The sequence below is a fragment of the Nocardia sp. XZ_19_231 genome (assembly GCF_015355705.1).
Taxonomy (GTDB): domain Bacteria; phylum Actinomycetota; class Actinomycetes; order Mycobacteriales; family Mycobacteriaceae; genus Nocardia; species Nocardia salmonicida.
Genome location: NZ_JACUZI010000001.1, coordinates 1,494,969 through 1,518,322 on the forward strand (window position 1 = coordinate 1,494,969; position 23,354 = coordinate 1,518,322).

The 23,354-nt window shown below is 66.8% G+C and carries 27 protein-coding genes; 14 read left to right on the top strand and 13 right to left on the bottom strand.

What is annotated here, in order from left to right:
- Positions 1-115: 115 nt before the first annotated feature.
- The gene (locus tag IBJ82_RS06780) at positions 116-1,864 is read left to right on the top strand and encodes an alpha/beta-hydrolase family protein (RefSeq protein ID WP_194825001.1); all 1,749 of its coding nucleotides are present in this window, start codon (positions 116-118) and stop codon (positions 1,862-1,864) included.
- A 34-nt stretch (positions 1,865-1,898) separates the two neighbouring features.
- Entirely contained in the window at positions 1,899-2,129 is a 231-nt protein-coding gene (locus tag IBJ82_RS06785; protein ID WP_228536464.1) for a hypothetical protein, read from the top strand.
- A 41-nt stretch (positions 2,130-2,170) separates the two neighbouring features.
- Here IBJ82_RS06785 and IBJ82_RS06790 read toward each other — a convergent pair whose 3' ends face one another.
- From IBJ82_RS06790 to IBJ82_RS06805, 4 genes are all read right to left on the bottom strand, one after another.
- Positions 2,171-2,674 (bottom strand): SRPBCC family protein, encoded by a 504-nt coding sequence (locus IBJ82_RS06790; RefSeq protein WP_194825002.1) that lies wholly within the window; start codon positions 2,672-2,674, stop codon positions 2,171-2,173.
- Between the two features lie 107 nt (positions 2,675-2,781).
- The gene (locus IBJ82_RS06795; RefSeq protein ID WP_194825003.1) at positions 2,782-3,765 is read right to left on the bottom strand and encodes a TauD/TfdA family dioxygenase; all 984 of its coding nucleotides are present in this window, start codon (positions 3,763-3,765) and stop codon (positions 2,782-2,784) included.
- Between the two features lie 32 nt (positions 3,766-3,797).
- Positions 3,798-4,910 (bottom strand): hypothetical protein, encoded by a 1,113-nt coding sequence (locus IBJ82_RS06800; RefSeq protein WP_228536465.1) that lies wholly within the window; start codon positions 4,908-4,910, stop codon positions 3,798-3,800.
- 312 nt (positions 4,911-5,222) lie between these two features.
- The gene (locus tag IBJ82_RS06805) at positions 5,223-6,149 is read right to left on the bottom strand and encodes an SMP-30/gluconolactonase/LRE family protein (RefSeq protein ID WP_228536466.1); all 927 of its coding nucleotides are present in this window, start codon (positions 6,147-6,149) and stop codon (positions 5,223-5,225) included.
- A 136-nt stretch (positions 6,150-6,285) separates the two neighbouring features.
- Here IBJ82_RS06805 and IBJ82_RS06810 point away from each other — a divergent pair, with 136 nt between their 5' ends.
- Positions 6,286-6,858 (top strand): dihydrofolate reductase family protein, encoded by a 573-nt coding sequence (locus tag IBJ82_RS06810; protein WP_194825004.1) that lies wholly within the window; start codon positions 6,286-6,288, stop codon positions 6,856-6,858.
- A 43-nt stretch (positions 6,859-6,901) separates the two neighbouring features.
- The gene (locus IBJ82_RS06815; protein WP_194825005.1) at positions 6,902-7,729 is read left to right on the top strand and encodes an MBL fold metallo-hydrolase; all 828 of its coding nucleotides are present in this window, start codon (positions 6,902-6,904) and stop codon (positions 7,727-7,729) included.
- 41 nt (positions 7,730-7,770) lie between these two features.
- Here IBJ82_RS06815 and IBJ82_RS06820 read toward each other — a convergent pair whose 3' ends face one another.
- A complete protein-coding gene (locus tag IBJ82_RS06820) occupies positions 7,771-8,895 on the bottom strand; it encodes a DUF6670 family protein (RefSeq protein WP_194825006.1) in 1,125 nt (374 codons plus the stop codon).
- A gap of 247 nt (positions 8,896-9,142) precedes the next feature.
- Here IBJ82_RS06820 and IBJ82_RS06825 point away from each other — a divergent pair, with 247 nt between their 5' ends.
- From IBJ82_RS06825 to IBJ82_RS06855, 7 genes are all read left to right on the top strand, one after another.
- Positions 9,143-9,838 carry a glycosyltransferase family 2 protein gene (locus IBJ82_RS06825; RefSeq protein ID WP_194825007.1) on the top strand — a complete coding sequence of 232 codons (696 nt, stop codon included), beginning with the start codon at positions 9,143-9,145 and terminating at the stop codon, positions 9,836-9,838.
- A gap of 62 nt (positions 9,839-9,900) precedes the next feature.
- Positions 9,901-10,866 carry an acyl-CoA dehydrogenase family protein gene (locus tag IBJ82_RS06830; protein ID WP_194825225.1) on the top strand — a complete coding sequence of 322 codons (966 nt, stop codon included), beginning with the start codon at positions 9,901-9,903 and terminating at the stop codon, positions 10,864-10,866.
- Positions 10,848-11,600, top strand: coding sequence for a PIG-L deacetylase family protein (locus IBJ82_RS06835; RefSeq protein WP_194825008.1), 753 nt, complete (start codon positions 10,848-10,850; stop codon positions 11,598-11,600). The genes IBJ82_RS06830 and IBJ82_RS06835 overlap by 19 nt, the downstream gene beginning before the upstream one ends.
- A complete protein-coding gene (locus IBJ82_RS06840) occupies positions 11,597-12,211 on the top strand; it encodes a class I SAM-dependent methyltransferase (RefSeq protein ID WP_370585184.1) in 615 nt (204 codons plus the stop codon). Before IBJ82_RS06835 ends, IBJ82_RS06840 begins: the two co-directional genes overlap by 4 nt.
- Positions 12,212-12,451: 240 nt before the next feature.
- A complete protein-coding gene (locus IBJ82_RS06845) occupies positions 12,452-13,678 on the top strand; it encodes a PP2C family protein-serine/threonine phosphatase (RefSeq protein WP_370585185.1) in 1,227 nt (408 codons plus the stop codon).
- A 38-nt stretch (positions 13,679-13,716) separates the two neighbouring features.
- Positions 13,717-15,300, top strand: coding sequence for a CHASE3 domain-containing protein (locus IBJ82_RS06850; protein WP_194825228.1), 1,584 nt, complete (start codon positions 13,717-13,719; stop codon positions 15,298-15,300).
- Positions 15,297-15,758 carry a response regulator gene (locus IBJ82_RS06855; RefSeq protein ID WP_194825009.1) on the top strand — a complete coding sequence of 154 codons (462 nt, stop codon included), beginning with the start codon at positions 15,297-15,299 and terminating at the stop codon, positions 15,756-15,758. Before IBJ82_RS06850 ends, IBJ82_RS06855 begins: the two co-directional genes overlap by 4 nt.
- On the opposite strand, the gene IBJ82_RS06860 is transcribed toward IBJ82_RS06855, so the two are convergent.
- Positions 15,755-16,111, bottom strand: a complete 357-nt coding sequence (locus tag IBJ82_RS06860; RefSeq protein ID WP_056809524.1) for an STAS domain-containing protein — start codon at positions 16,109-16,111, stop codon at positions 15,755-15,757. The two genes, IBJ82_RS06855 and IBJ82_RS06860, sit on opposite strands and share 4 nt — an antisense overlap.
- Before the next feature lie 287 nt (positions 16,112-16,398).
- Between IBJ82_RS06860 and IBJ82_RS06865 the strand changes: the two genes are divergently transcribed.
- Positions 16,399-16,812 carry an ATP-binding protein gene (locus IBJ82_RS06865; protein ID WP_194825010.1) on the top strand — a complete coding sequence of 138 codons (414 nt, stop codon included), beginning with the start codon at positions 16,399-16,401 and terminating at the stop codon, positions 16,810-16,812.
- A gap of 12 nt (positions 16,813-16,824) precedes the next feature.
- Here IBJ82_RS06865 and IBJ82_RS06870 read toward each other — a convergent pair whose 3' ends face one another.
- Both IBJ82_RS06870 and IBJ82_RS06875 read right to left on the bottom strand, forming a co-directional pair.
- Positions 16,825-18,123, bottom strand: a complete 1,299-nt coding sequence (locus tag IBJ82_RS06870) for an APC family permease (RefSeq protein WP_194825011.1) — start codon at positions 18,121-18,123, stop codon at positions 16,825-16,827.
- Positions 18,124-18,165: 42 nt separating this feature from the next.
- Positions 18,166-19,110, bottom strand: coding sequence for a helix-turn-helix domain-containing protein (locus IBJ82_RS06875; protein WP_194825012.1), 945 nt, complete (start codon positions 19,108-19,110; stop codon positions 18,166-18,168).
- Positions 19,111-19,462: 352 nt separating this feature from the next.
- On the opposite strand from IBJ82_RS06875, the gene IBJ82_RS06880 reads away from it, so the two are divergent.
- Positions 19,463-19,897 carry an STAS domain-containing protein gene (locus IBJ82_RS06880; RefSeq protein WP_194825013.1) on the top strand — a complete coding sequence of 145 codons (435 nt, stop codon included), beginning with the start codon at positions 19,463-19,465 and terminating at the stop codon, positions 19,895-19,897.
- Between the two features lie 107 nt (positions 19,898-20,004).
- Here the strand turns inward: IBJ82_RS06880 and IBJ82_RS06885 are convergent, their stop codons facing one another.
- The gene (locus tag IBJ82_RS06885; protein ID WP_194825014.1) at positions 20,005-20,472 is read right to left on the bottom strand and encodes an SRPBCC family protein; all 468 of its coding nucleotides are present in this window, start codon (positions 20,470-20,472) and stop codon (positions 20,005-20,007) included.
- Positions 20,473-20,703: 231 nt separating this feature from the next.
- Between IBJ82_RS06885 and IBJ82_RS06890 the strand changes: the two genes are divergently transcribed.
- On the top strand, positions 20,704-20,889 hold the full coding sequence (locus IBJ82_RS06890) for a hypothetical protein (RefSeq protein WP_194825015.1): 186 nt from the start codon (positions 20,704-20,706) through the stop codon (positions 20,887-20,889).
- A 318-nt stretch (positions 20,890-21,207) separates the two neighbouring features.
- Here IBJ82_RS06890 and IBJ82_RS06895 read toward each other — a convergent pair whose 3' ends face one another.
- Genes IBJ82_RS06895 through IBJ82_RS06910 form a run of 4 tightly spaced genes read right to left on the bottom strand, consistent with a single transcriptional unit; the run spans position 21,208 to position 23,290 of the window.
- On the bottom strand, positions 21,208-21,468 hold the full coding sequence (locus IBJ82_RS06895; protein WP_056815158.1) for a DUF4235 domain-containing protein: 261 nt from the start codon (positions 21,466-21,468) through the stop codon (positions 21,208-21,210).
- Positions 21,465-21,905 (bottom strand): DUF3618 domain-containing protein, encoded by a 441-nt coding sequence (locus tag IBJ82_RS06900; protein WP_194825016.1) that lies wholly within the window; start codon positions 21,903-21,905, stop codon positions 21,465-21,467. The genes IBJ82_RS06895 and IBJ82_RS06900 overlap by 4 nt, the downstream gene beginning before the upstream one ends.
- On the bottom strand, positions 21,902-22,321 hold the full coding sequence (locus IBJ82_RS06905) for a phage holin family protein (protein ID WP_194825017.1): 420 nt from the start codon (positions 22,319-22,321) through the stop codon (positions 21,902-21,904). Before IBJ82_RS06905 ends, IBJ82_RS06900 begins: the two co-directional genes overlap by 4 nt.
- A 12-nt stretch (positions 22,322-22,333) precedes the next feature.
- Positions 22,334-23,290: a YihY/virulence factor BrkB family protein gene (locus IBJ82_RS06910; protein ID WP_194825018.1), complete on the bottom strand. Its 957-nt coding sequence runs from the start codon at positions 23,288-23,290 to the stop codon at positions 22,334-22,336.
- Between the last annotated feature and the right edge of the window lie 64 nt (positions 23,291-23,354).

Here is a 23,354-nt window from a genome sequence, read left to right on the forward strand (position 1 = left end):
AATCCCGGGTCGCGGTGACATCTGGTCGTATCATCACCGAACTGCTGTAGCGCGGCTTCGGTTCGGCAGTGAATGCGTGTGCCGGTGAATCGTTGGTCGAATCACAGGGGAACAAATGAATTCCACGCGTGGGCACTACCGACATCGGACCACCGAGGATCCCCTGTCGCGCGACACAGCCGCCGACCGCGACCAGGAAAGTCCGGTCGCGCGACGGGGCGGGGAGGCCGCGAACCCTTCCTTTCGACGTCGGGGGCTCGCCTTCGGTGGGGCAGTGGGGGCGTTGGTGCTGGTGTGGTTGTCGCTGACGCCGTCATTGCTGCCCAGAGGGCCGCTGTTCCAAGGAGTCGTCACCGGCGCCGCGGCGGTGTTCGGATACGGTCTCGGCGTGGCCGTCGCCGCGCTGCTGCGGTGGATGCTGCACCGGCAGCCCAGGCCGACACCTCCGGCGTTGTGGTGGGGCCTGGGAATCGTCGCCGGCCTCGGTTCGATTGCCGCCCTGGCCTGGTTCGCCGATTGGCAACGCGACTTGCGTTCGCTCATGGGGGTGAGCGGGCTTTCCTGGCATGCCTATCCGATCATCGTGGTGATCGCCGTCGTGGCGTTCGCGGTGCTGATCGCGGTGGCGAGGGGGTGCTGGGCGTTGTCGCGGTGGGTCGGTGGGTTACTGGGGCGGGTGATGCCCACTCGCGTCGCCGCGGTGCTCGGCGGTGTGGTTGTTGCCGTGGTGGCCGTCGCCGCGGTCAACGGGGTGGTGGCCGATGTCGCGATGTCGCTGCTCAACGAAACGTTCAAGGCCGTCAACGAGAAGAGTGCGCCGGATACCGAAGAACCTGTCGTCGCGGAGCGCTCCGGCGGTCCCGGATCGCTGGTGGCGTGGGACTCGCTGGGCAGGCAGGGACAGATCTTCGTCTCCAACGGGCCGACCGCGCTCGAATTGACCGCATTCAGTGGAAAGCCCGCGCGTGAGCCGATCCGTGTCTACACCGGATTGGAATCCGCCGAGACCATCAGTGCCGAGGCAGATCTCGCGGTTGCCGAATTACGACGTGCCGGTGGATTCGAACGCTCGGTCATCGGAATAGGGACCACCACCGGAACCGGGTGGATCAACGAGTCGACTGCCTCGGCATTGGAGTATGTGGCCGGCGGTGACAGCGCGTTGGTGAGCATGCAGTATTCCTATCTGCCGAGTTGGCTGTCCTTTGTCGTCGACCAGGAACGTGCGCGCCAAGCCGGTCGCGCATTGTTCGAGGCCGTTCACGCCGAGTGGGACACACTGCCGGTCGATCGTCGGCCCAAGCTGGTGGTCTTCGGGGAAAGCCTCGGATCTTTCGGTGGTGAAGCGGCGTTCTCCGGCATCCAGGACATGGCGGCCCGCACCGACGGGGTCTTGTTCGTCGGTCCCACCGCCACCAACCCGGTCTGGCGCGACGCCACCGCGCGACGCGACCCGGGTTCTCCGCAATGGCTGCCGATCTACCGCGACGGGAATACCGTGCGTTTCGTCGCCGACGCACCCGATCTCGCCCGTCCCGATCCGGAGTGGGGCTCGCCCAGAGTGGTCTACCTCCAGCATGCCTCTGACCCGATCACCTGGTGGACACCACAACTGCTGTTCCAGAAACCGGACTGGCTCGACGAGGAACGTGGTCGCGATGTCCTGCCGAGCACCCGCTGGATCCCCGTGGTGACGTTCCTGCAGGTCTCGGCGGACATGGCTGTCTCGGTCGACGTGCCCGACGGGCACGGTCATACCTTCCAGGCTGTGATCGCCGATGCATGGGCCGCGATTCTGGCGCCACCCGACTGGACCGCGACCGACACCGAGCGATTACGCGAGATCCTGCGAGGCACCGAGTGAACGCCATCCGATACCGAAGAGGAGAAGGATTCTGATGAACAAAGCCGCCGACAAGCCGTCCCTGCTGCGTCGCGTCTCACCTACGCAATGGGTCGCGATCGGGCTGAGCATCCTTGCCATCATTTTCGTCTTCGAGAACAGAGGAAAGGTATCTGTCGAGTTCCTGTTGATCACGATCAGTTCCCCGATGTGGCTGATCCTGTTGACGATGTTCATCGTCGGCTGGATCGCCGGAGTTCTCACCACCCGCCGCGCCCACAAGTGAGTTCTCGCGGTGCCGCTGTCGTCGCCGCTGCTTGGCGTTGTTCAGTCGGCCGACTCGAGCTGCTGCTTGAGGTTGCGCAGGGTGCGGTGGATGTTCTTGCGCTGGAATTGCACGAAGGTGTCGCCGCCGGTGGCGATCCGGTCGAAGACTTGAACCACCGCGTTCGGCCAGGTCTTGCGATCGTCGTGCCAGGTCTCGGTGACCCGGGTACCACCGTTGGACGGCTCGAATCGGTACTCCCAGGTCGCGATACCCCCGCGAAGCCATGGCCGTCGCACGCCGATCGCCTCGACGCGAAACGCGAACACCTTCCCCGGCTCTGCCGCGATCACCACGCAGCGGGTCACCCAGCGAGCAAAGCCCCGCTTGTTGAACCCTTCGAATTCCATTCCCACATAGGTGGACTCGCGCGCCTGCGTGACCCGTGCTCCGCGGTTCTCCGGACTCCACCGACCCATCAGTGTCGGATCGCTGACTTGCTGATAGACAGAGACCGGGTCGGCAGCGATGTCGATGCTGTCGAGGACGGTCGTGGTGCGACTCATGGACTCGAACCTAGCCGACCGAGCGGAGAGCGGGTCCGGCCCGGCCGTGCGAGGATCGCGACGTAGCCTTGCGCGCCCGACTCGGATGCGCTGGCGGAAACCCCGGATCACCGGGTGAGGACGTATCCGTCGTCCGTTCGATGGTCGCGGGATCGGCGCAGATCGGCGAGGGCGAACGTGCGTTGCACCCAGCGGTCCGCGCCGTCGTAGCGAGGCCGGAAGGCGGTCCGGCCGTGGACAGTGACCCGGTTGTCGATAATGGCCATGTCGCCGGGGGTGAGCACCGTGGTGCGGGCGACAGAGTCGCAGGCTCGGCCGAATTCGGCCAGCGCTGCCTCGGCGCGCGGTGTCAGCGCGGTCGTGGCGATCGTGGCCATCCGGATATCGGGGTCCTCGACCGCGCCCGAGAGCAGCGGCTGCGGCGAGCGCACGGCGTTGTCGGAGGGGAACGACGGTGGCGGTGCGGTGATGAATTCGGGTGTGAACAGCGTGTCCCGGGCCGCCGCGCTCAGCAGCGGGAGCGCTCGACGAAGGCAGGCGGTCCGCAGACCGGCGATCCGTTCGTGGTCGCCGCGCAGGCACAGCAAGAGCACGTAGTCGGGTTCGTGCAGGTGGAAGGCATTCTCGTTGTGGAAGGTCAGCAATGCCGAACCGGCGTTTCCGGAGAAGGATTCCTTGCCCGGCACCGGTACGACGTCCTGCACCAGAGCGCCGGACTTCTCGGCCAGATAGGCGGCCGGGTCACCGAGCCCGCAGGCGATCATGGTGAGGACGGCGGCGGAGACAACCGCCGTACGCTGCACCGAATCCGCTGTCGAGGGCGTGTCGGGCAGCATCGTTTCGTCGACCGGCAGGCCGTGGATCACCAGCGATCCCAGTGGTCCCGAGTATCGGCGGAATTGTCGAACGCCGCGACGCAGTCTCAGCGGCATCGCATCCCAGGAGTACCGGGCGCGCGCGACCCAGGCCGGGTCGTCCACCCGGTCCCGTTCTCCGGTGCACAGGGCGCGAGCCAGTCGGTCGATCTCGGCTGTGTCAGGGGGAGTCAGCTCCAGGTCTGCGGTATCGACGGTGTCAGCGATTTCGTGCATCGACGCCCTTCCGGTTCGGTCCATCCGGCTGTTCATCCATGTCGTAGGGATGACACGGCGTTGGCGATGTAGTGGTCGCCGAACCGGATCAGCGGTGCGTACTGGGCGGCCCGCCGATGGCGCATCAACCGGAGCTCGCCGACGGCGTTGTCCGGGCCGGTGGGCGATTGCGCGATGGAACGGCGCAGTCGCACCATCGAGTAGGCGAGTGTGATGTGACGTTCGCTGTCGACGAGGTCGGCCTCGAGGAGGGCGTCGCGGGCAGCGGCGAGTTCTGGATCGCGGGCAGCGAGCTCATCGTAGGAGTCCGGGACCACGGTGAGTAGGTCCTTCATCGCGCTGCGGAAGGTTTTGTAGCCGCGATGCTGCCTGCCGCTCAATGGAGTCGACACCTCCGGCGGCTGCATGCTCGGGCGAACGGCGGATATGTAGTACTCCACCGGGATCGTGCCGGCGTGGATCATCGCGGCCGGGAAACCGCGCACGTAAGTGGTCGCGTGTTCGAGCCGGTCCAACGCGGCGTCGATCGCGCCGTGGCGGAGATGATGCGCGGCATCGGTCACCGCGACGGCCGCGCAGATGTTGAACAGGACGTGGACCTGGTGCCCGACGAGCCATCGCGCCGTCCACTCGCTCTCCAACGAAATGTGTTCCACCGCAGCGGGAACGGAGAATTGGTCGGTCGGCCCGTCGGCCTGTACGGCGCCGGTGAGGTCGAGCACGGCCTGCCGCATGCCCGCGACCTCCACCGCCAAGTCCGCACCGGACAGCGGGGCCCTGCACAGGTCCGCCACACCACGATGGATGACCAGGGCGCCGTGCAGTGCCGCTTGCTGATCGGAAAGCTCCACCTCACGAACCCGGAAGAACGACTGACTCACCGACTCTGCGGGGAGGTCCTCACCGACAATCGGTAAGGACTCCGAGGTCAGCGTGTCGACCAGCTCGCCGACAGCGGCCGTCCCTTGCCGCAACGCCGTCGTGCGCTCGACCGGACCGGCATGGGTCGGCACCTCCGCCAGTGCCGTTGCCGTCCGTGCCGCTGCGGCCTGAACCTCGGCGCTCAGGCTCGCGGTGGTTCCCCCGTCCCGCACTGTCCGGAACACGGCTACTGGCGGGCGCTGGATGACAACCGGGGTATCCATCTTTCGAGAATATCCGCGGTCGAACCCCTTCGGAACGCATTCAGGAAAGTGAATCCTGTTGGCTACCTAGCAATTTCGAGCGCAAGGGCGAGGCTTCTCCGGTGAGCTCGGTGATGATCTTGGTTCCAGGGCGCGTGCGAGATCGTCGGGAACCTCGATGGCGCGTTCTTCCCGATCGAGTTCGACGGTAACCTCAGTGGTGTCTCCGGGTGGCGACATGGCGGCCTCCGGCTTCGCTCGTAGAAACGATCGCTCGACTGGTTGGCTGTCGGTTCGCGGATGAACCCGCTGGTGATCGACTCGTGGCAGGAATCAGGGCGGTGTGAGCTCGGTGACCGTGCCGAGGAAGCTGGTGACGTACAACGCGTTCGGGTCCCATCCGGGTCCGGATCCGAACCGTGCCGACGAGGACAAGGGCAGACCGTCCGCGATCGCGCAGGTCTGGCCGGTGTCCACATCGACCTGCTGAATACTGCCCGCCACGTTCAGTGCCACGTAGACCGTGCCGTCCGGGCCGACGGTCAGATCATCCGCCGAGTTCAGCGGTCCGGCGCCCGGAATCACCGCCTGTCGCGGTGGGCTGTCGGGATCGGCGTAGTCGACGGCGGCGATGACCGAGGTGGGGTCGAACGTCGTCGAGACGATGAGCCGGTGGCGTTGTCGGTCGAACGCGAGGCCGTTGGTGGAGCTCAGCGACGGCGCATACGGTGTCGCGACGTTGTCGGGGGTGACGCGGGTCAGGGTGCCCGCGCCGATGTCCCTGCTGACGACGAAGTCGCCGTTGGGCAACTGTGCCAACCCGTTCGGCATCGTCAGGCCGGTGGCCACCGTCGTCACGGTGCCGCTGTCGAGATGCAGTGCGCCGATCGTGCCGTCGGTGCGGCCGGTGAGTGCGGCGGTGGCGGTGTTGCCCGTCGTGAAATACGCGGTGTCGCCGACGGCCAGGATGGCGCCGGGGCCGTCGATACCGTCGACAGCGACAGATCTCGCGCCGTCAGCGCCGAGGCGTTGCAGGGAGCCGGCCGATCCGGTGGCCGATTGCTCGGCCAGCAGCAGGTTGCCGCGACCGTCGAAACCGAGATTCTCGAGTATCCCGTAGCCCGCCGCGACGGTGTGCCGAGTCCATTGCGGGCACGAAACCGGTTCGGCGGAAGCCGTATTCGCGATGGGAAGGACGGCGGCTGTCGCGGTGACCGCCATCGCGGTGAGCGCGCGAGACGCGGTGCGGGAGAAAGTCATCGGTTCCTCGGGTCGAGCCGGTGGCCCGGGTAGCTCTGCCACCGACGAAGGCGGCGTTGTCGACGGGGTCGCCCAACCTTATGGGTCAGCGTCGCCGCACCGATGAGTTTCGCAGGCCAGGGGAGTCATAGTCGATATGAACACAACTCCCCATCCGGAACCTCAGACCGCGGCAGGCAAGGTGCTCTGGCACTTCACGATGTCGCTCGACGGGTTCGTCGCCGGGCCGAACCACGCGATGGACTGGATGGCGGGGTTCTCCGGCAAGTCCGGGCTGGAACAGGAGTACACCGAGACCACGGGCGCCGTGCTCGGTGGCCGTGATGGGTGGGACGCGTTTCCCGGGGCTCGTCCCTACGGCGGCGGGGAGGCTTGGCAGGGCTCGGTCTTCGTTCTCACCCACCATCCCGAGGACGCCGCACCGGCCGACGATGTCACGTTTCTCGATTGCGACGTCGCCGAGGCCGTGCGGATCGCCTTGGCAGCCGCCGGCGGCAAGAACGTCGAGATCCATTCGGCGTCGATCGGGGCGCAGTTGATCGAGCGCGGCCTGATCGATGAGCTCGACCTGCACATCCTGCCGGTTCTGCTCGGCGACGGCATTCGGTTGTTCGACAGGCCGGGCTGCGCACCTGTGCGCCTCGATCGTGTGCACGATGGTGCCCCGAACGAGGAGCTCAGCGTTCGCTTCCGGCCGGTGGCCCAGTGATAGGCCGTCGATCTGCGGCGGCACCACAAGAGGGAGGATCCCCATGCTGACGGAGGTCGCGGAGGGCGTACTGGTCCACCGGAGCGAGCTACTGCAGAACAACACCGTTGTCGTGCAGGGCAGGGACGGCGTTCTACTCGTAGACGCGGGGATAACGAGCGCCGAAATGGTCTGTCTGGCGAACGACCTTCGTCAGCTGGGTCAGCCCGTTGTCGCGGGCTTCTCGACACATCCTGATTGGGATCACGTGCTCTGGCATGCCGAACTCGGCGAAGTGCCTCGCTACGGTACGGCCCGCTGCGCAGCCTTTATGCAGGATCTGCGGTCGAACGCGGACTGGAAGGCCCGCGTTGTCGAGGGGTTACCGCCGGAAATCGCCGAGGACATACCGCTGGACCCGTTCGGACTCATTACGGCTCTGCGTGCCGAAACTATTCCGTGGGACGGCCCTGAGACCCGGATTATCGAACATCCGGCGCATGCCGAGGGCCATGCGGCGCTGGTGGTCGAAGAACGTGGGGTTCTCGTCGCCGGCGACATGCTCTCCGACCTCTTCGTTCCGATGCTCGATTTGGACGCCGCGAATCCCATGGAGGACTATCTCCTGGGGTTGCGCCTGCTCGAGGCCGTGGCGGACAACGTCGATGTCGTCGTCCCCGGTCACGGGTCGGTCGGCAGAGGTGATCAGGTACGCGCGAGGATCACACAGGATCGGGCCTACGTGCACGCCCTGCGTGACACCCAGGTCTTCGACGACGCACGGGTCGGCCCAACGGTCAGGCCTGGCTGGGAGTGGGTGAACGACATCCATAAAGGACAACTCCAGCACCTCACCCGAACAGCAGGTGCGCGTGACGGGACGCCCGACTAGCATCCGTTTCCGCTGCCGGACGTCCCGCCGTGAAGAGTTTTCTACTGCCCCGCTTCGCAGTCGATCCATTCCATGTAACCGCTGCCCGTGACCGGACGCTGACCCTGCCAGATTCCTCGGTAGGTGTAGGCGCCGACGTAGCCGCGGCCGTGCCCGTAGCGGAGCGGACTGTCGACGTCGGCGTCGAGTGTCAGGATCTCCGCACCCGCCGCGTCGCGCACCCGCCAGCGAAGTTGTCGGGGGACCCGCATCGTGCGGCCGCGCGGATCGACCAGTGGTTGCTCCTGATAGGACAGGACCGTCATGGCGACATCGTCGTACACGCGCGTTGTTCCGTCGAGGCACCGTACGTACGCGAGCAGGCAGGCGACCGCGCCTGCGGCGCGCACTTCGGTCAGTAGCACCTGGGTCGAGCTGTCGAGGTTGATGATCTGGTAGGTGAAGAAGTCGACGGGGAGCTTGCGTCGTGTCGAGAGTGCCTGTGCCGTCAGCGCTTGCGGTGACATGCAACGGGCGTATTCGAACGTGCACAACGTCTGTTCGATGGCAACGGTGGCGCCGGTGTTGTCGGTCAGAGTTCCGGTGGCGGTCGCGAGCAGGCTGAGGTGGTCGTAGATCGGAGTGCGAACAAACCACGAAACCTGTTCCGTCGCTTGGATATCGAGGCTCACCTCGAAATTGTCGTAGTGACCGCGAACGTGGAAGTGGGGATAGGCTCCGGTGATGCTGAGGTCGTGGCCCCAGTCGAGGCGGGAGCCGTCATCGGCGAAAGAGCAGTCGCGCCCGGTGTCGTAGGCGCGGTAGTGGTGCTGCCCGTCGGCGGCGGTGGACGACAGTACGGTGGCCGTGTCGCGGGCATCATCGGCGGCGAGGTAGTCGTTGTCGAAGGCCAGCGCACCGGTCGCGCCGATCAAGGTCATCGTGTTCAGGTATCGGTGGGGGCCGGGGAGCTCAGGGAGGAACACCCCGTAGTGCGTCCATGCCCATCGCCGGGACCCGGCGTGCGGCTTCATCATCTCCGGGGTGTCGAAAGGCATGGTCGACCCCGGAATACGCGAGTCGATACGCGGCAGGACGGCGTCGAGTATCGGGCGTGCGAGGCGATCGAGCACGCGCGATCGACGGTCGGCGGCAGGAGGCTGCGAAAGTGCCGTGGTGTGTTCCATGAGCGCCATTGCTCCTTTGCTGGACCGCCGGGCTCGCGCCCGCCGGTCAGGGTCGCAGATATATGTTACTAATGGTCACGGGTACAATTGACTGATTGGTAAATTACGCGCGAGATGCCGAGCCGTCAAGAGTCCCGCCATCGTTCCGACCACGCGGATCGACCCGCTCGGGGCTGTTTGCCCTGGGTAAAGGCGGGTAGACGTATCTCATGAATCAGGCGTTGGTCGTGGTGTGTAGTACCGGGTCATGATCGGTGACATAGACAGGGTCATCGTGGTGGTTCCGGCCCGTAACGAGGAGCGACTGCTTCCGCGATGTCTCGCGGCTCTGGAACGTGCCGTGCGCCGAGTCGACATTCCGGTTCGCGTGCAGGTCGTGCTCGACGCCTGCACCGATGGCTCGGCACGGGTCGCTTCGACAGCCGAGGTGCTGACGGTCAGCGAGCGCAATGTCGGGGCCGCGCGGCGGCGAGGATTCGAGCACGCGGGCGCGGCGTGCGATGCCCGAACCTGGTTTGCGACCACCGACGCCGACTCCGAGGTCGAAGAATCCTGGTTGTCGGCCCAACTCGATTACGCGCGAAGGGGTTTCGAGGTGGTGGCGGGCGTGGTGGAGGTGCGGCAGTGGGACGCGCACTCGGCGCGGACCCGACGGATCTACGAGCACGAATACCGCGTCCACGGGCCGGACGGTCACGGTCATCTCCACGGCGCCGCGCTCGGCTTCCGGGCCGACGCGTACTGGGGAATCGGCGGTTTCCGCGCGTTGCGCACCGGCGAGGACGTGGACCTGGCCGTTCGGCTGCAAGCCGCCGGGGCCAGGATCGCCTGGGCGGAGGACGTCCGCGTCACCACCTCTGCCCGGCGAAGAGGCCGCGCGCCACACGGATTCGCCGAGCATCTGCGCAGGCTGGGACGTGACGAGCCGCAGGAGGTCTCGTGACGTCCGTGGGCAGTCCTGTAGTCGGCCCACGCGCGACAGCCGAGCCGCGGATCGCGGCGGCCATGAAGTCGCTCGCGAGCTCGGGGCGGCTGGATCTGCCGTTGCCGGGCTCGGGACGCACTCTCGAGCGATGGCGTGCCCTGGCCGAAATGGCTTATGAGGACACAGTTCTCGGCCGACTGGCCGAGGCGCACGCCGATGCCGTAGCGATCATGGCTGAGCTCGGCGGTGGTGGCGTAAACGCCGACTGTCCCGCGGCGCCGTCCGGCGAGATTTGGGGCGTGTGGGCCGCGGAACCGCCTTCCCCTGTACTGCGAGCCCGTCCGGTGTCCGACGGTTGGGTACTGGACGGCCGCAAGCTGTGGTGCTCAGGTGCGAGCATGTGCACGCACGCACTGGTCACGGCCGTCGCGGACGAGCAGCGAGCGCTGTTCGCGGTGCCACTCGACCGTGCAGTCGCCCAGCCGGTGCCCGAGACCTGGCCAGCGGTCGGAATGAGTGAATCCGACTCCGGTGCGGTCGATTTCGACAACGCCCCGGCCAGGATGATCGGTGTTCCCGGCGAGTATCTGAGCCGTCCCGGATTCTGGCACGGCGCCATCGGCGTCGCCGCTTGCTGGTACGGCAGCGCGTGCGCGGTCGCCGAAGCGCTGCATCGGCACGCGGCCGCCGGACGCGCCGACGACCATGCGCTTGCCCACTTGGGTGCGGTCACCGCCGCGCTGTCCGGCGCTCGCGCCAGCCTTTCCGCCGCCGCGCACGCGATCGACGCCGATCCGCGAGACACCGCCGGTGACGGTCGAGTCCGCGCCCGGACCGTGCGTGCGGTGGTCGAGAACGCGGCGACCGAGACCTTGGACCGTGTCGGGCGCGCGCTCGGCGCGGGACCGCTGTGCGGCGACAGCGCCCATGCTCGTCGGGTCGCGGACCTGACCGTGTACCTGCGTCAGAGTCATGCCGAACGCGATCTGGCCGCCCTCGGTCGTGACCAGGCGGAAAAGGAGTTCTCATGGTTACCCGGCCGCTGATAGATACGCAGTGTCCCGGTGCGGGCGAAGGTGTCTGGGCGCCGTGGCGGGCGAGTCGACCCGAACTTCGGATCCACGGCTGGCGGCACCTCGTGGTGGTCGCGCCGCACCCTGACGACGAGGTGCTCGGAGCGGGCGGACTCATCGCGCAGCTGCGATCCGCCGACATCCCGGTCACGCTGATCGCGGTCACCGACGGTGAGGCCTCGCATCCGGGCTCACCCACCCACACCCCTGCCGAGCTGGCCGCTCTGCGTATCGAGGAATCGCAGAACGCGGCCTACGAACTGGCCACCGGCGCGCCGTTGCGGCTCGGTATGCCAGACGGCAGTGTCGCGGAGCAGGAGACCGAGCTCACCGAACTGCTCACCTATGTCCTGTCGCGCCTCGGCGGACCAGGAGTGCGGTGCGCGGCCACCTGGCGCCACGACGGTCACCCCGACCATGAAGCCGTCGGCCGTGCCGCCGCCACGGCCTGTGGCAACACCGCGACCGAGCTGCTCGAGTACCCGGTGTGGATGTGGCACTGGGGCAGTCCGGACCATTCACGAGTGGCCGCGGAGAATGCCCTCGCACTGCCGCTGTCGCCGTCGGCGGTCGCGGCCAAGGCGCGGGCGATGGCGCAACATCGCACCCAGATCCGCCCGCTGTCGGATCATCCGGCTGACCGTCCCGTCCTGCCCGCGCATATCCTCCAGCGGTTCACCGCACCGGACGAGGTCTTCTTCCAGTGAACGAAACGCCTATGCCGCCGGGCTACTTCGACCGGATGTACGCCCACGACGACGACCCGTGGCGCTTCACCACCCGCTGGTACGAGCGGCGCAAACGCGCGTTGACGATGGCGATGCTGCCGAAGGCGCACTATCGAAGAGGGTTCGAGCCCGGGTGCTCCATCGGAGTGCTCACCGAGGAACTCGCCGGTCGCTGCGATCATCTGGTGAGTACCGACATCGCTGAGCGTGCCCTCGACGCCGCGCGATCGCGTCTGGTCGAGGCACCGGTGGAGTTGCGGCTGTGGGGTCTGGGACAGCCCTGGGAGGCAGAGGATTTCGATCTCATCGTATTGAGTGAAGTCTGCTATTACCTCGACACCGCGAGTCTGCGCGACGTCTTCGAACAAGCCGTGACGCACCTCGAGCCAGGGGGCACCCTACTGTGCGCGCACTGGCGCCACGTCGTGGCGGATTATCCGCTGACCGGCGACGATGTCCATGCGATCGCCCGACAGACCGCGGGCCTGTCGGCCTCGGCCCATTACGAGGACGAGGACCTGCTCATCGACGTGTTCGCGGCGTCGACTCGGATTCCACCCTCGGTGGCCGAGGTCGAGGGCCTCGTCTGATCCAGCCGAAATACCGATGCCGGCCGGGGAATCCCGCGCGGGTATGGGTGTCGGCGCGATCGGCTAGCATCCTCAATACTACTTTCGGTCCAGCAACCGGCCGGCGGAGTGAATTCGCGCAGTGGGCGCCTGTGATCGGAGGCTTTCGTGCACACCCTGGGTTTTGTGCTGTCCAGGTGGGAGGGGTAGGTCTGATGTGGTGCGAGCAGGCAACTCTCGGCTGTGCCGGCGGTGGTTGTGGTGCGCAGTGAGTCGTTGAACGCCGATCTCTTCGCGGCCGGGCCCGGATCGCGGCGTCAACTCCACATACTGCTGGTCGAGGACGATCCCGGCGACGCCTTGCTGGTGGAGGAGATGGTCGCCGACTTGTCTCCGCGCCCGCACCTGGATTGGGTACGCACCCTGACCGAGGCCGGCGACCGCCTACGCACCGACGTCCCCGATTGTGTGCTGCTCGATCTGCATCTCCCCGATGCGCACGGACTCGAGGCGCTGGCCGGGATCCGGCATCAGAACGACCAGGTCCCGGTCGTGGTGATGACCGGGCTCGACCAAGAGCGCACCGGGCTGTTCGCGTTGGCCTCCGGCGCGCAGGACTACCTGGTCAAGGGCCGGGTGGACCCGGAATTGTTCGGGCGCGCAGTGCGTTACGCGATCCAGCGCAAGCAAGCCGAAATCACCAGCGCGGCCCTGCAGGCCAGTCAGATGCGGGCACAGGAGAACTCTCGACTGGAACGCGGACTGTTGCCGACCCCGCTGCTGGGTGCCGACCCCGCGGTCGAGGTGGTGTCGCGGTATCGACCCGGTCGTGACCACTCACTGCTCGGCGGCGACTTCTACGACGTGGTCCAGGACCCGACCGGCATCGTGCACGCCATCATCGGTGACGTCTCCGGCCACGGTCCCGATGCGGCGGCGACCGGGGTCGCCTTACGGCTGGCGTGGCGCACGCTGGTGCTCAGCGGTGTCGCCGGTGCCAGGCAACTGAACCTGCTCGAGGAAGTGCTGCTCGCCGAACGCGCCGACCAGCAAACCTTCGCCACCGCCACCAGCTTGGTGCTCGACCCGGCGACCCGAAAGGTGTCGGTACGCCGCGCGGGTCATCCCGGCATGCTGCGGTGCACCGGTGCCGGACCGAGTTGGGTCGAGGTGCCGGGCGGACCGGCGCTCGGGTTCGTCCCGGGCTACGCGCAGTGGCCCGCGCACGAGGTGGCACTGGCGGACGACGCGGGGCTGATGCTGTTCACCGATGGGCTGTTCGAAGGGCGCGTCGGCGACGGCAGCACCCGGCTCGGCGAGGACGGATTGTTCGCACTGGCACAGACACTGCCAACCGAGCAGCCCGAGTCCTTCGTCGACGCGCTGATCGGGCAGGTCGCGGAGCTGTCCTCGGCGGCAGGCGGTTTGGATGACGATGTGGCCATCCTGTATTTGCGGTGGAGTGATGCGATGAGGCGGATGACGTGACGAGTAGTACATCGGCCCGGTCGGGGTCGATCCGCAAGATGACGGCACAGGGCTGGTTCCAGCTCGTGTTCGCGTTGATGATCCTGGTGGTGATCGTCGGTGCGGCGGCGGGCGCGCAGGTCATCGCGCACACCACCCGGGTCACCGATCGTCTGCTCTCCGAAACTCTGCCCGCGGCCACCGAAGCCCATCGGCTGCAGGGCGCGCTGCTGAATCAGGAAACCGGCATCCGCGGCTACGCCATCACCGGCGACCCGCAGTTCCTCGAGCCCTACGACCGAGGCCGGCAGGAGCAGACCCGCGCCGCGGACCGCTTGCGGGAGCTGCTCGTCGGCCATCCGGGATTGCTCGCCGACCTCGCCGCGGTCGACCTCGCCGCCCAGCGGTGGCAGGCCGACTTCACCGATCCGGCGACCGGGGCGGTGTCGTCTCGCACGGGCATCGGTCTCGACGCCGCCACGGGAGCGGTGCGCAGAAAGGCGCTCTTCGACAGCTTGCGCGGTACCTTCGCGGTGCAGAACGACCATCTCACCGCGGTCGTCGACAGCGACTCCGCTGAACTGGCGAGCGCACGCACCACGCGCAACATCGTGCTGGCGGGCATCGTCGCCGTCTTCCTGCTGACCGGGGTGCTGCTCACCGTGCTGGTACGGCGACTGGTGGTTCGGCCGCTGGGCTATCTCACCGAGTCGTCGCGGCGGGTGGCCGCGGGGGAGTTCGACGCGCATATCGACGCCGTCGGCCCTTCCGATATCGCGTTGGTCTGCGAGGCGGTGGAGAACATGCGCCACCACATCGTCGCCGAGCTCGACTCCACGCGCGTCCAGGAGGCGGCACTGCTGCGGCAGAAGCAGGATCTCGACATCCAGGCCGAGGAACTGCGCCGATCCAACACCGAATTGGAGCAGTTCGCCTACGTCGCGTCCCATGATCTGCAGGAGCCGCTGCGCAAGGTGGCCTCGTTCTGTCAGCTGCTCGAGAAGCGCTACGGCGACCAACTCGACGATCGTGGCAAGCAGTACATCGATTTCGCCGTCGACGGCGCCAAACGCATGCAGGTGCTGATCAACGACCTGCTCACCTTCTCCCGCGTCGGCCGGATGTCGGAGGGCACCGAGCCGGTGGGCCTCGATCAGACCCTGGACGTGGCAGTGGCCGCTTTGTCGGCGACCATCGAGGAATCCGAGGCCGTGATCGAGCGCCCGGCGGCGTTGCCGGAGCTCGTCGGGGAACCGACCCTGTTGGCCATGCTGTGGCAGAACCTCATCGGCAACGCGATCAAATTCCGCAAGCCCGACCTGACCCCTGTGGTCCGGGTGGCATGCGCGCCCAACGCCGACGACCCGGAGGAATGGGAGTTCTCGGTGTCGGACAACGGGATCGGCGTCGCGCCCGAGTTCGCGGAGAAGGTGTTCGTCATCTTCCAGCGCCTGCATCCGCGAGATGCCTACGGCGGCACCGGCATCGGACTGGCCGTGTGCAAGAAGATCGTGGAATTCCACGGCGGCCGGATCTGGCTCGACACCGACTATCGTGACGGTACCCGCCTGTGCTTCACCCTGCGCGCGGCCGCGCCCGCGCCCACCACCACTGTATCCATCGAGAACGAGGTATTCGCATGACCGATCCCGGCCAGCCGGTCGACATCTTGCTCGTCGAAGACGACCCCGGCGACGAACTTATGACGCGGGAAGCCTTCGAGGACAACAAGATCGGCAACACGCTGCACGTGGTCAGGGACGGCCAGGAGGCGCTGGACTTCCTCTATCGCACCGGCGCGCACGTCGACGCTCCACGGCCGGATCTGATCCTGCTGGATCTGAACCTGCCCAGGTACGACGGCAGGCAGGTGCTGGAGAAGATCAAGGCCGATCCGGACCTGTCCCACATCCCCGTGGTCGTGCTCACCACATCGGCGGCCGAGGAAGACATTCTGCGCAGTTACAAACTGCATGCGAACGCCTACGTCACCAAGCCGGTGGATCTCGATCAGTTCATCGCCGCGATCAGGCAGATCGATGAGTTCTTCGTGCAGGTCGTGCGGCTCCCGCGAGTGCGGGAGCCGCGACCCAGGACCTAGTGCGCGTTCGGCTCCGCGGCGATCGCCGCTTCCAGGGTGCCGTAGACAGCGAGCAGCTTGTCCAGCCCGGTCAGTTCGATCGGTCGCGCCACTTCACGGGAGGCGACCACGCGCAGCTGGTAGGGCGCTGCCTTGGACACGACGAGCAACGCGCTGAGCCCGGCCGAGCCGAGGAAGCCGACCTGGGTCATATCGACCACCAGCGTCTTGCCGCCCTGCTGTGCCTTCTCCAGCACCGCTTGCAGCTGGGGCGCCGAGGCCATGTCCACCTCACCACGAACGGTAAGGATTTCGAAGTCGTCTTGTGCCCGTGTCTGCACGTCGAGGTCTCGGAAGCCGCCTTCAACACTCACCGAAGGTCTCCCCGGTTGCGATTCGCCACTTTTCTACCTCTTGCCTCTAGCTTCGCCGGGTCGGCGAATGTGTGAGCGATTCTTGCCCCAGCAACCTACCTCATCCGCTCGGGCCGCAAACCGTTGCGCAGCATCGGGGTACCCTGGCTCGGACGTATCCGCCGGGCCGCCGTGAGAGGGCATTGTCACGCCCGGAAGAGGCATACCCGTGTACTGCAGGGGTACTGCCAATGGCGCGGGGGTTCTCGCGGATTCGTTGGACGTCGAGATGAAGAGGGAGGCATCAGGTGACGACGCACCCATCTCGGCAGAAGAGCGCCGTGAAGCCGTTCGAAATCGATTTCTCGGCAGACGCCGCGCTGTTGGCCGAAGTACGTCACGCGCTGCAGGCCTGGCTGGCGGAGGTGCCGGTCGACCCGAACGCGGCATACGACATAGTGCTCGCCGTGGGTGAGGCGTGTACCAACGCCGTCGAGCACGGTCACCGTGGCGACGGCGGCACAGTACGCGTTTCCGCCGTGCTCACCGAGACCCACGTCCACACCGTCGTGACCGACGGGGGGCGCTGGTTGACACCCGACCCGGACACCGATCAGTCACGTGGGCGTGGGATGGGCATCATGGCAGCCCTCAGCAGTGAATTCGAGGTCAGCACCTCGGCGGCAGGCACCGTGGTGGACATGCGGTTCGCTCGGGCGTGAGACAACCCCGCGCTACTCGGTCGCGCCGGCGCGATGGGCTCGGACCGCGTTTGCGACGGCGAGCAGGATGCCCAAGGCGACGAGCAGGAGCCCGCGTAGCCAGACTTCCGCTTCGATCTGGGTGAACAAGAACAGGCACGACGCGATGCCCAGCCAGGGAAGCACTGTCGGAATCCGGAAATGATCGGGTTCGCCCTCTTCTCGGCGCAACACGAGGACCGCCGCGTTGACGCTGGTGAAGACGAACAGGAGCAACAGCACCAAAGTCGCTGCCAGTGAGTCCACTTCGCCGGTGAGTGCCAGGATCAGCGACAGCGCGGAGGTCACCAGAATCGCCACCCACGGAGTGCGCCTGCGTGGCAGGACGCGGCCGAGGACCGACGGCAGGAGTCCGTCGTTGGCCATTCCGTAGGTCAACCGGGACGACATGATGCCGGTGAGCAGCGCGCCGTTGGCCACAGCGACCAGTGCGACGAGGCTGAACAGCCAGTCCGGCACGTCCCCGGCGACGCGAACGACCTCGAGCAGCGGACCGCTGGATCGAGCCAGCTCTTCGGTGGGTACGCAGGCTCCGGCGACCACTCCGATCAGCACGTACACGACACCGGCGGTGAACAGCGCCCCGAACAGTGCCGTGGGATACGAGCGCCGCGGATCCTCGACCTCCTCGGCCAGGTTCACCGACGTCTCGAATCCGACGAAGGAGTAGAACGCCAGCACCGTGCCTGCCAGCACGGCCCCGACCGGACCGTGCTCGGCGGTGCCGATCTGGGTGAGCCGGTCCAGGACGGCGTCGCCGCGCAGCATGACCCAGCCACCGAGGCCGATGATCAGGACCAGGCCGCCGAGTTCGATCAGGGTGGCGACCACATTGGCGCCGAGGGACTCTTTGATGCCGCGGACATTGAGCGCGGCGAGCACAGTCAGGAAGATCACGATGACGAGCAGGGTCGGCAGTGAGACCAGTGCTTGCAGGTAGTCGCCGGCGAATGCCCTGGCCAGCGCCCCCACCGACACGATGCCGGCGGCGAGCATGCAGAACCCGATGAACGAACCCGCCGCGGGACCGAACGCGGTGGTGACGTAGTGAGCAGAACCGCCCGCGCGAGGATATTTGGTAGCCAGCTCGGCGTAGGAACCCGCGGTGAGCGCGGCCAGCATCAGCGCGGTCAGCAGGGGCAGCCACACTGCCCCACCGGATTCGCGCGCGACCGACCCGACCAGCACGTACACCCCCGCGCCGAGAATGTCGCCGAGGATGAAGAAATACAGCAGTGGCGTGGTCACGGCACGCTTCAAACCGACACTCATGCGGGTCAGATACCCGGTAGAGGTCGGTCCAAGCAGCAGCGCTCATTCGCGCAGGGTCTGCCTCGGTGGCTGGCCGTAGCGGTGACGGTAGGCCGTGGCGAAGCGGCCGGGATGGGTGAAGCCCCATCGATAGGCGATGGTCGCGACGGTCTGGCCGTCACCCGGCAGCGCGGCGCCGAGTTGTTCGTGTGCCGCGGACAGCCGCAGTCGCTGCAGGTACTCGAGTGGCGTGGTGTCCAGATGACGGCGAAAGGCCAGCTGCAAGGCGCGGGGGGTGACAAAGGTTGCCGCTGCGACGTCGGTGATCGCGATTCTGTCACCCAGATGCGACTCCAAATAGGCGATGGCGCGGCGCACGGTGTGGGGGTGGGCGTCGTGACGATCGGTGGCGTTCGGCTCGTGCTCGGCGGTCGTCGGCATGGTGGCCAGCACCGTGGCGGCGAGATAGTCCGAGGCCGTCGTGACGGTGAGCGGGCTGTTCGCTGCGTCGGGGTCCGCGGCGATCTGCTGCAGATGGGTGATCACCCGCCGCAGCCGGTTTCCGGCCGCGACCGTGACAGGTCGGTGCCCGTCTACCCGCACACGTTGCCCGCCCTCGGCGGTGGCGATACGGTTCAGGATCGCGGCGTCGAACATGGTGATGTCGTAGCGGCTGGTTCGGATGACACCCGAGTAGGGCAGGTCGTGGGGGGTGAGCAGGCCTGTCTGCCCGGGGGTGAAGGTGTCGGGGCCGCCATCGTGATAGTTCTCCTCGATCCGGCCGCTGTGCACGGTGACGAGGCAGACCCGGCCCAGCGGCTCGGCGTCGTAGGCCATGTCGAAACCCAACTCGAGCTGGTCGAAGTTGATCGAACCGAGCACCTCGCGACGGATCCGGGTGCGCACCTGGTGTGGGCCGTGATTGCCGATCTGTACTTTTGTGTAGGCGTTGTTGAGGAACTCCTCGGTCACCGCCAGGTCGTCGCTCTCGAAATTCAAGCTCTGCACGACGCTCCCTCCGTGGACACACAATGACGGGGGCACGGCGGCGATAGCGAGGCGCCGGACAACCGCGCCCGTATGGCTATTCGCAACATATTACCGGCTCGAGAATTGGCGACGCACCCGTTGTTTTACCCTCGGCGCACCGCGTGTCGCGGCTGTGGGGCCTGGGTCACAGAGACAAAAACCGAAAGCGGATCACCGCGTATCAGGACCGATAGCGAACAACTGGGTGCCCGGGAAGCTTCGGGGCCATGCGGTTTGCCGGGCCGCGTGCTGGAATAGGTAGCCGGCCCGATCTTGAGCACACAGGACTGTTGGCAATGCACTGCTCCATGGTGCTGAAGAATCGAGTCTTTTGAACAATCGTCCCGACGAAACTCGCTCGCCCGCAGCCGACGACCCGGCTGCCGATCTCTGCCGCCGTTTGGGCGCCGTCTCGGAATCCGCAGGGCACGTCATCGTCCTGCATGCTCGTGGGGAGATCGACGCCTATACCCTCCCACGCTGGCGCAGCCTGCTCGAGTCTGCTGTCCCCGAGTCCGCCGACGGCGGACATCTCGTCGTCGACCTGGACGAGGTCACGTTCCTGTCGGTACGTGCCGTGATGGTCCTCACCGATCTAGCCCAGCATCTGGACCGACGCGGCATCGGAATGCACCTCGCCGACGGGCGGGCTGCCACGACCATCGCGCGCGTGATCGACCTCGCCGGAATGTCCGAGTGGATTTCGATCCATCCGGACCTCGCCACGGCCCTCGCCGCTACCGCCGGTCCGCGCTCCGACGCCTGAACCCGGCGGGCTGCCACGAACGCCCCGCACTCTTTCCGAGTGCGGGGCGTTGTGTTCCGGCGAGGGGGACAGGGGAGTCCTGGCCGCTGCCGTCAGCGTGTCGTGGGTCAGATCCCAGCGTCGGGGCGCGGGATGTCGCCGCGCCACGCTCCGGTTGCGCCGCCCTCGCTCTCGATGAACTGCTTGAAGCGCTTCATGTCACCGTTCACTCGGTGCTCGAGCACACCCAGTTTGTCGGCAGCGGTTTCGACGAAACCCTGCGGGTCGACATCCATTTGCGCGGTGATGCGGGTATGGGTGTCGTCGAGTCGGTGGAATGTGATGACTCCGGCGTGGTCGGGTCCGCTGTCGGATTTCCACGCGACCCGCTCGTCCGGGTGCTGTTCGGTGATGGTGGCGTCGAACTCTCGTGTCGACGGGCCGACGTGGATGCGCCAGTGGGTGTGGCGGTCGTCGATCTGACTGACCTGCTCGACTCCTTCCATGAACTGCGGAAAGGTTTCGAACTGCGTCCACTGGTTGTAGGCCGTGCGGATCGGGACGTCCACATCGACAGTTGCGGCTACCGTGCTCAACGGGTACTCCTTCCCCAGCCTGTCTGCGTCTTGCCATCACAGACTGGATTCGGTCACAGCTGCAAGCCTTCGAGGCCCTGCAACTCGTACAGTGACTGCCTACCCGGGGCCCGAAAGCGCAAACAGGAGTGCGGCACTCAGGCGCGGCGGTTTGGGATGCGGATTTCGAGGTAACACGACGGTGCGGCCGTCGGCCGCGAGCCGTTCACCATATCGTCGGAGGAGGAGTTCATGGAACCCCTGGACATCGTCGCTCAGTGGCGTCGGGACATCGCGATCGCCGATAACGACGGTGACGCCGCCGCACGGCGTCTACACGGCGATGTGTCGGCGACGATCGTGGTCGAGGGGCAGCATGGACTGGCCACCGAGAACGACGAATCCGGTCGACGTACCGGGACCCACGGCGAGGATTGAGATCTCGTGCATGCCCTGCGATCTGAGATCGACTTCTCGACCGCGCCTTCGATTGCGGCGATCGCCGCTGTGGCTGGGTCGAATCCGTAAGTCCGGGTCCGCGGTCCGGTCGGACCTCGGGTTGGTTGGCGGTTGCCGGGACCGTCGACTGGGTCAGCGTCCGGACGGGACGCGCTGGCCCCGGCAACCGCCCGCCGGCCGGTCAGGAGCTCGGCCATCCCGTCCCCGGCGGCGGTCTGTGGTTCGATCTGCAAACCGGCAGATACCCGAGCACATCAGGTCCAAACCGAAACCACGGGACTTGTCGTCAGGTGCGCGCTAGTCGGTAGGCCAGGTCCCGGTCAGGGACTTGTATCCGGTCGCGCCCGCACGGTCCACGGCCGCCTTGACCAGACCGAAGACCGCGCCCTGCAGCGCGGCGGCCAGCAGAACCTCACGCCAGGTGTGGTCGCGGGCGGTCGCTGACGGCGGTTGCTCGCCGCCGGCCACCACACCCCAGACCCGGTTGAACACGGCCCCGGCGGCGATGCCACCGAGCACCCCGACGGCCATCCCGAGGGGCCGATACAGCGTCTTCATGACCGCCGCCGCCGTGCCAGCCACCAGATCAGTGCCGTGGCGGAGATCGCGGCCGCGGCTACCGGCACCGGATTCCGGCGAGCCACCTCGGCCGCCTGCTTGCCGCGTTCGGTCACCGGCTCGGGAACTGAGGCCTCGACCTTCTCGGCCGCGTGCCGGGTCTTCTCCTTGGCGACGGCCTGCACCTGATCGGCCTTCGCCTTGGTGGTGGCCTGCACCTGTTCGGCCTTGTCCCGCGCCTGGTCGGCGGCGGCCAGTGCCTGATATTTCGCGTCGGTGACCCGGTCCTTGGCCGCGTCGGCCGCGTCGTGGACCTTGTCCTTCGCGCGGGCGGGTACGTCCAGCTTGTCGGTCAACTCGGCGACGGTCTCGCCGAGTTCCTGCCGTGCCTGTTCGCGGTCCCGGCGCAGTTCCTCCGGATCGTTGGGCTCATTCATCGCTTACTCCCATCCTTGACGATCTCGATGTCTTCCTTGACGCCCTGCATCGCTTCCCTCGGCACCGGCGGCGCGGCTTCGGTGACATTCTTTTTGCCGAGCAGCCCCAGCCCCGCCCCGATCACGATCAGCACCGCACCGACGATCAGAGCGGCGGCCCAGTTCGGCAGCGCGAGCGCGAGGGCGCAGACAGCGGCGGCGGTGAGGGCGATGCCGCCGTAGAAGGCGAGGAGTCCACCGGCACCGGCGATTCCGGCGCCGCGAGCGATTCCCTTTGTGCGGTCCTGCATCTCGACGCGGGCGAGTGCGATCTCGTCGCGCACCAGGCGGGTGATCTGCTGGGTGGCGTCGTCGACCAGCTCGGCCACCGAGCGATCGGGTGGGGTGGCGGGTGGTCCGGTGTGCCTGTCAACCATGGCATTACCTCCTTATTCGGGTGTGTCTCGCGGGGGGAGGACGGGTTCGTGGTCGGGTGGCTGGCCCTGTTCGATGCGGCGTCCGCGAGCCAGTTCGGCATCGAATTCGGCACCGAGCAGTACCGCGACATTGCTGAGCCACAGCCACACCAGGAAGGCGACGGCACCGGCCAGCGAGCCGTACACCTTGTTGTAGGAACCGAAATTGGCCAGGTAGAGGGTGAAGCCGACCGAGGCGGCGATCCACACCAGCACCGCGAGCACGCTGCCCGGCGAGAGCCACCGGAATCCCGGCTGTTGCGCGTTGGGCGCGGCCCAATACAGCAGGGCGACTCCGAGACTGACGAGCACGGCGAGCACCGGCCACTTGGCGACGTCCCAGATCAGCACACCGACCGAGCCGATACCGAGCCACTCACCCGCCGCTTCGGCGAACCTGCCGGTGAACAGCACCCCGACCACGCACAGCGCGATCAGCAGCACCATCACCGCAGTGAGCCCGACGCGCAGCGGCAGCGTCTTCCAGATCGGGCGGCCCTCTTCGGTGTCATAGATCGTGTTGGATGCCCGGATGAAGGCCCCGATATAGCCGGAAGCCGTCCACAGCGCCGTCACCACACCGACGATCGCCAGTGGGCCTGCCAGCGAGCGGGAGCCCTGCAGCTCCCTGATGGCGTCGACGAGCAGTTCGGTGCCGGGACCGGGGCCCAGTTGCTCGATGGTCTGGATGAAGGAGTCGGTCGCCGAGGGGTCGAGCAGCCCGAGCAGTGCGGTGAGCACGATGATGCCGGGAAATATCGACATCACGCTGTAGTAGGTGAGCGCAGCGGCCCAATCGGTCACATTGTCTTCCATGAACTCGGCCACGGTGCGGCGCAGCACGCCCCTCCACGACCGCCACCGCAGCGCCGAAGGGCCCTGCGACCAGTCCTGCGCCACGGGCTCGCGTTCGGCAACACTCTCCGCCATCCGGATATCCTCCTGATCGTCGGCCGTTTACCCGGTATCCGAGGGGTCAAACGGTGGACCGGTC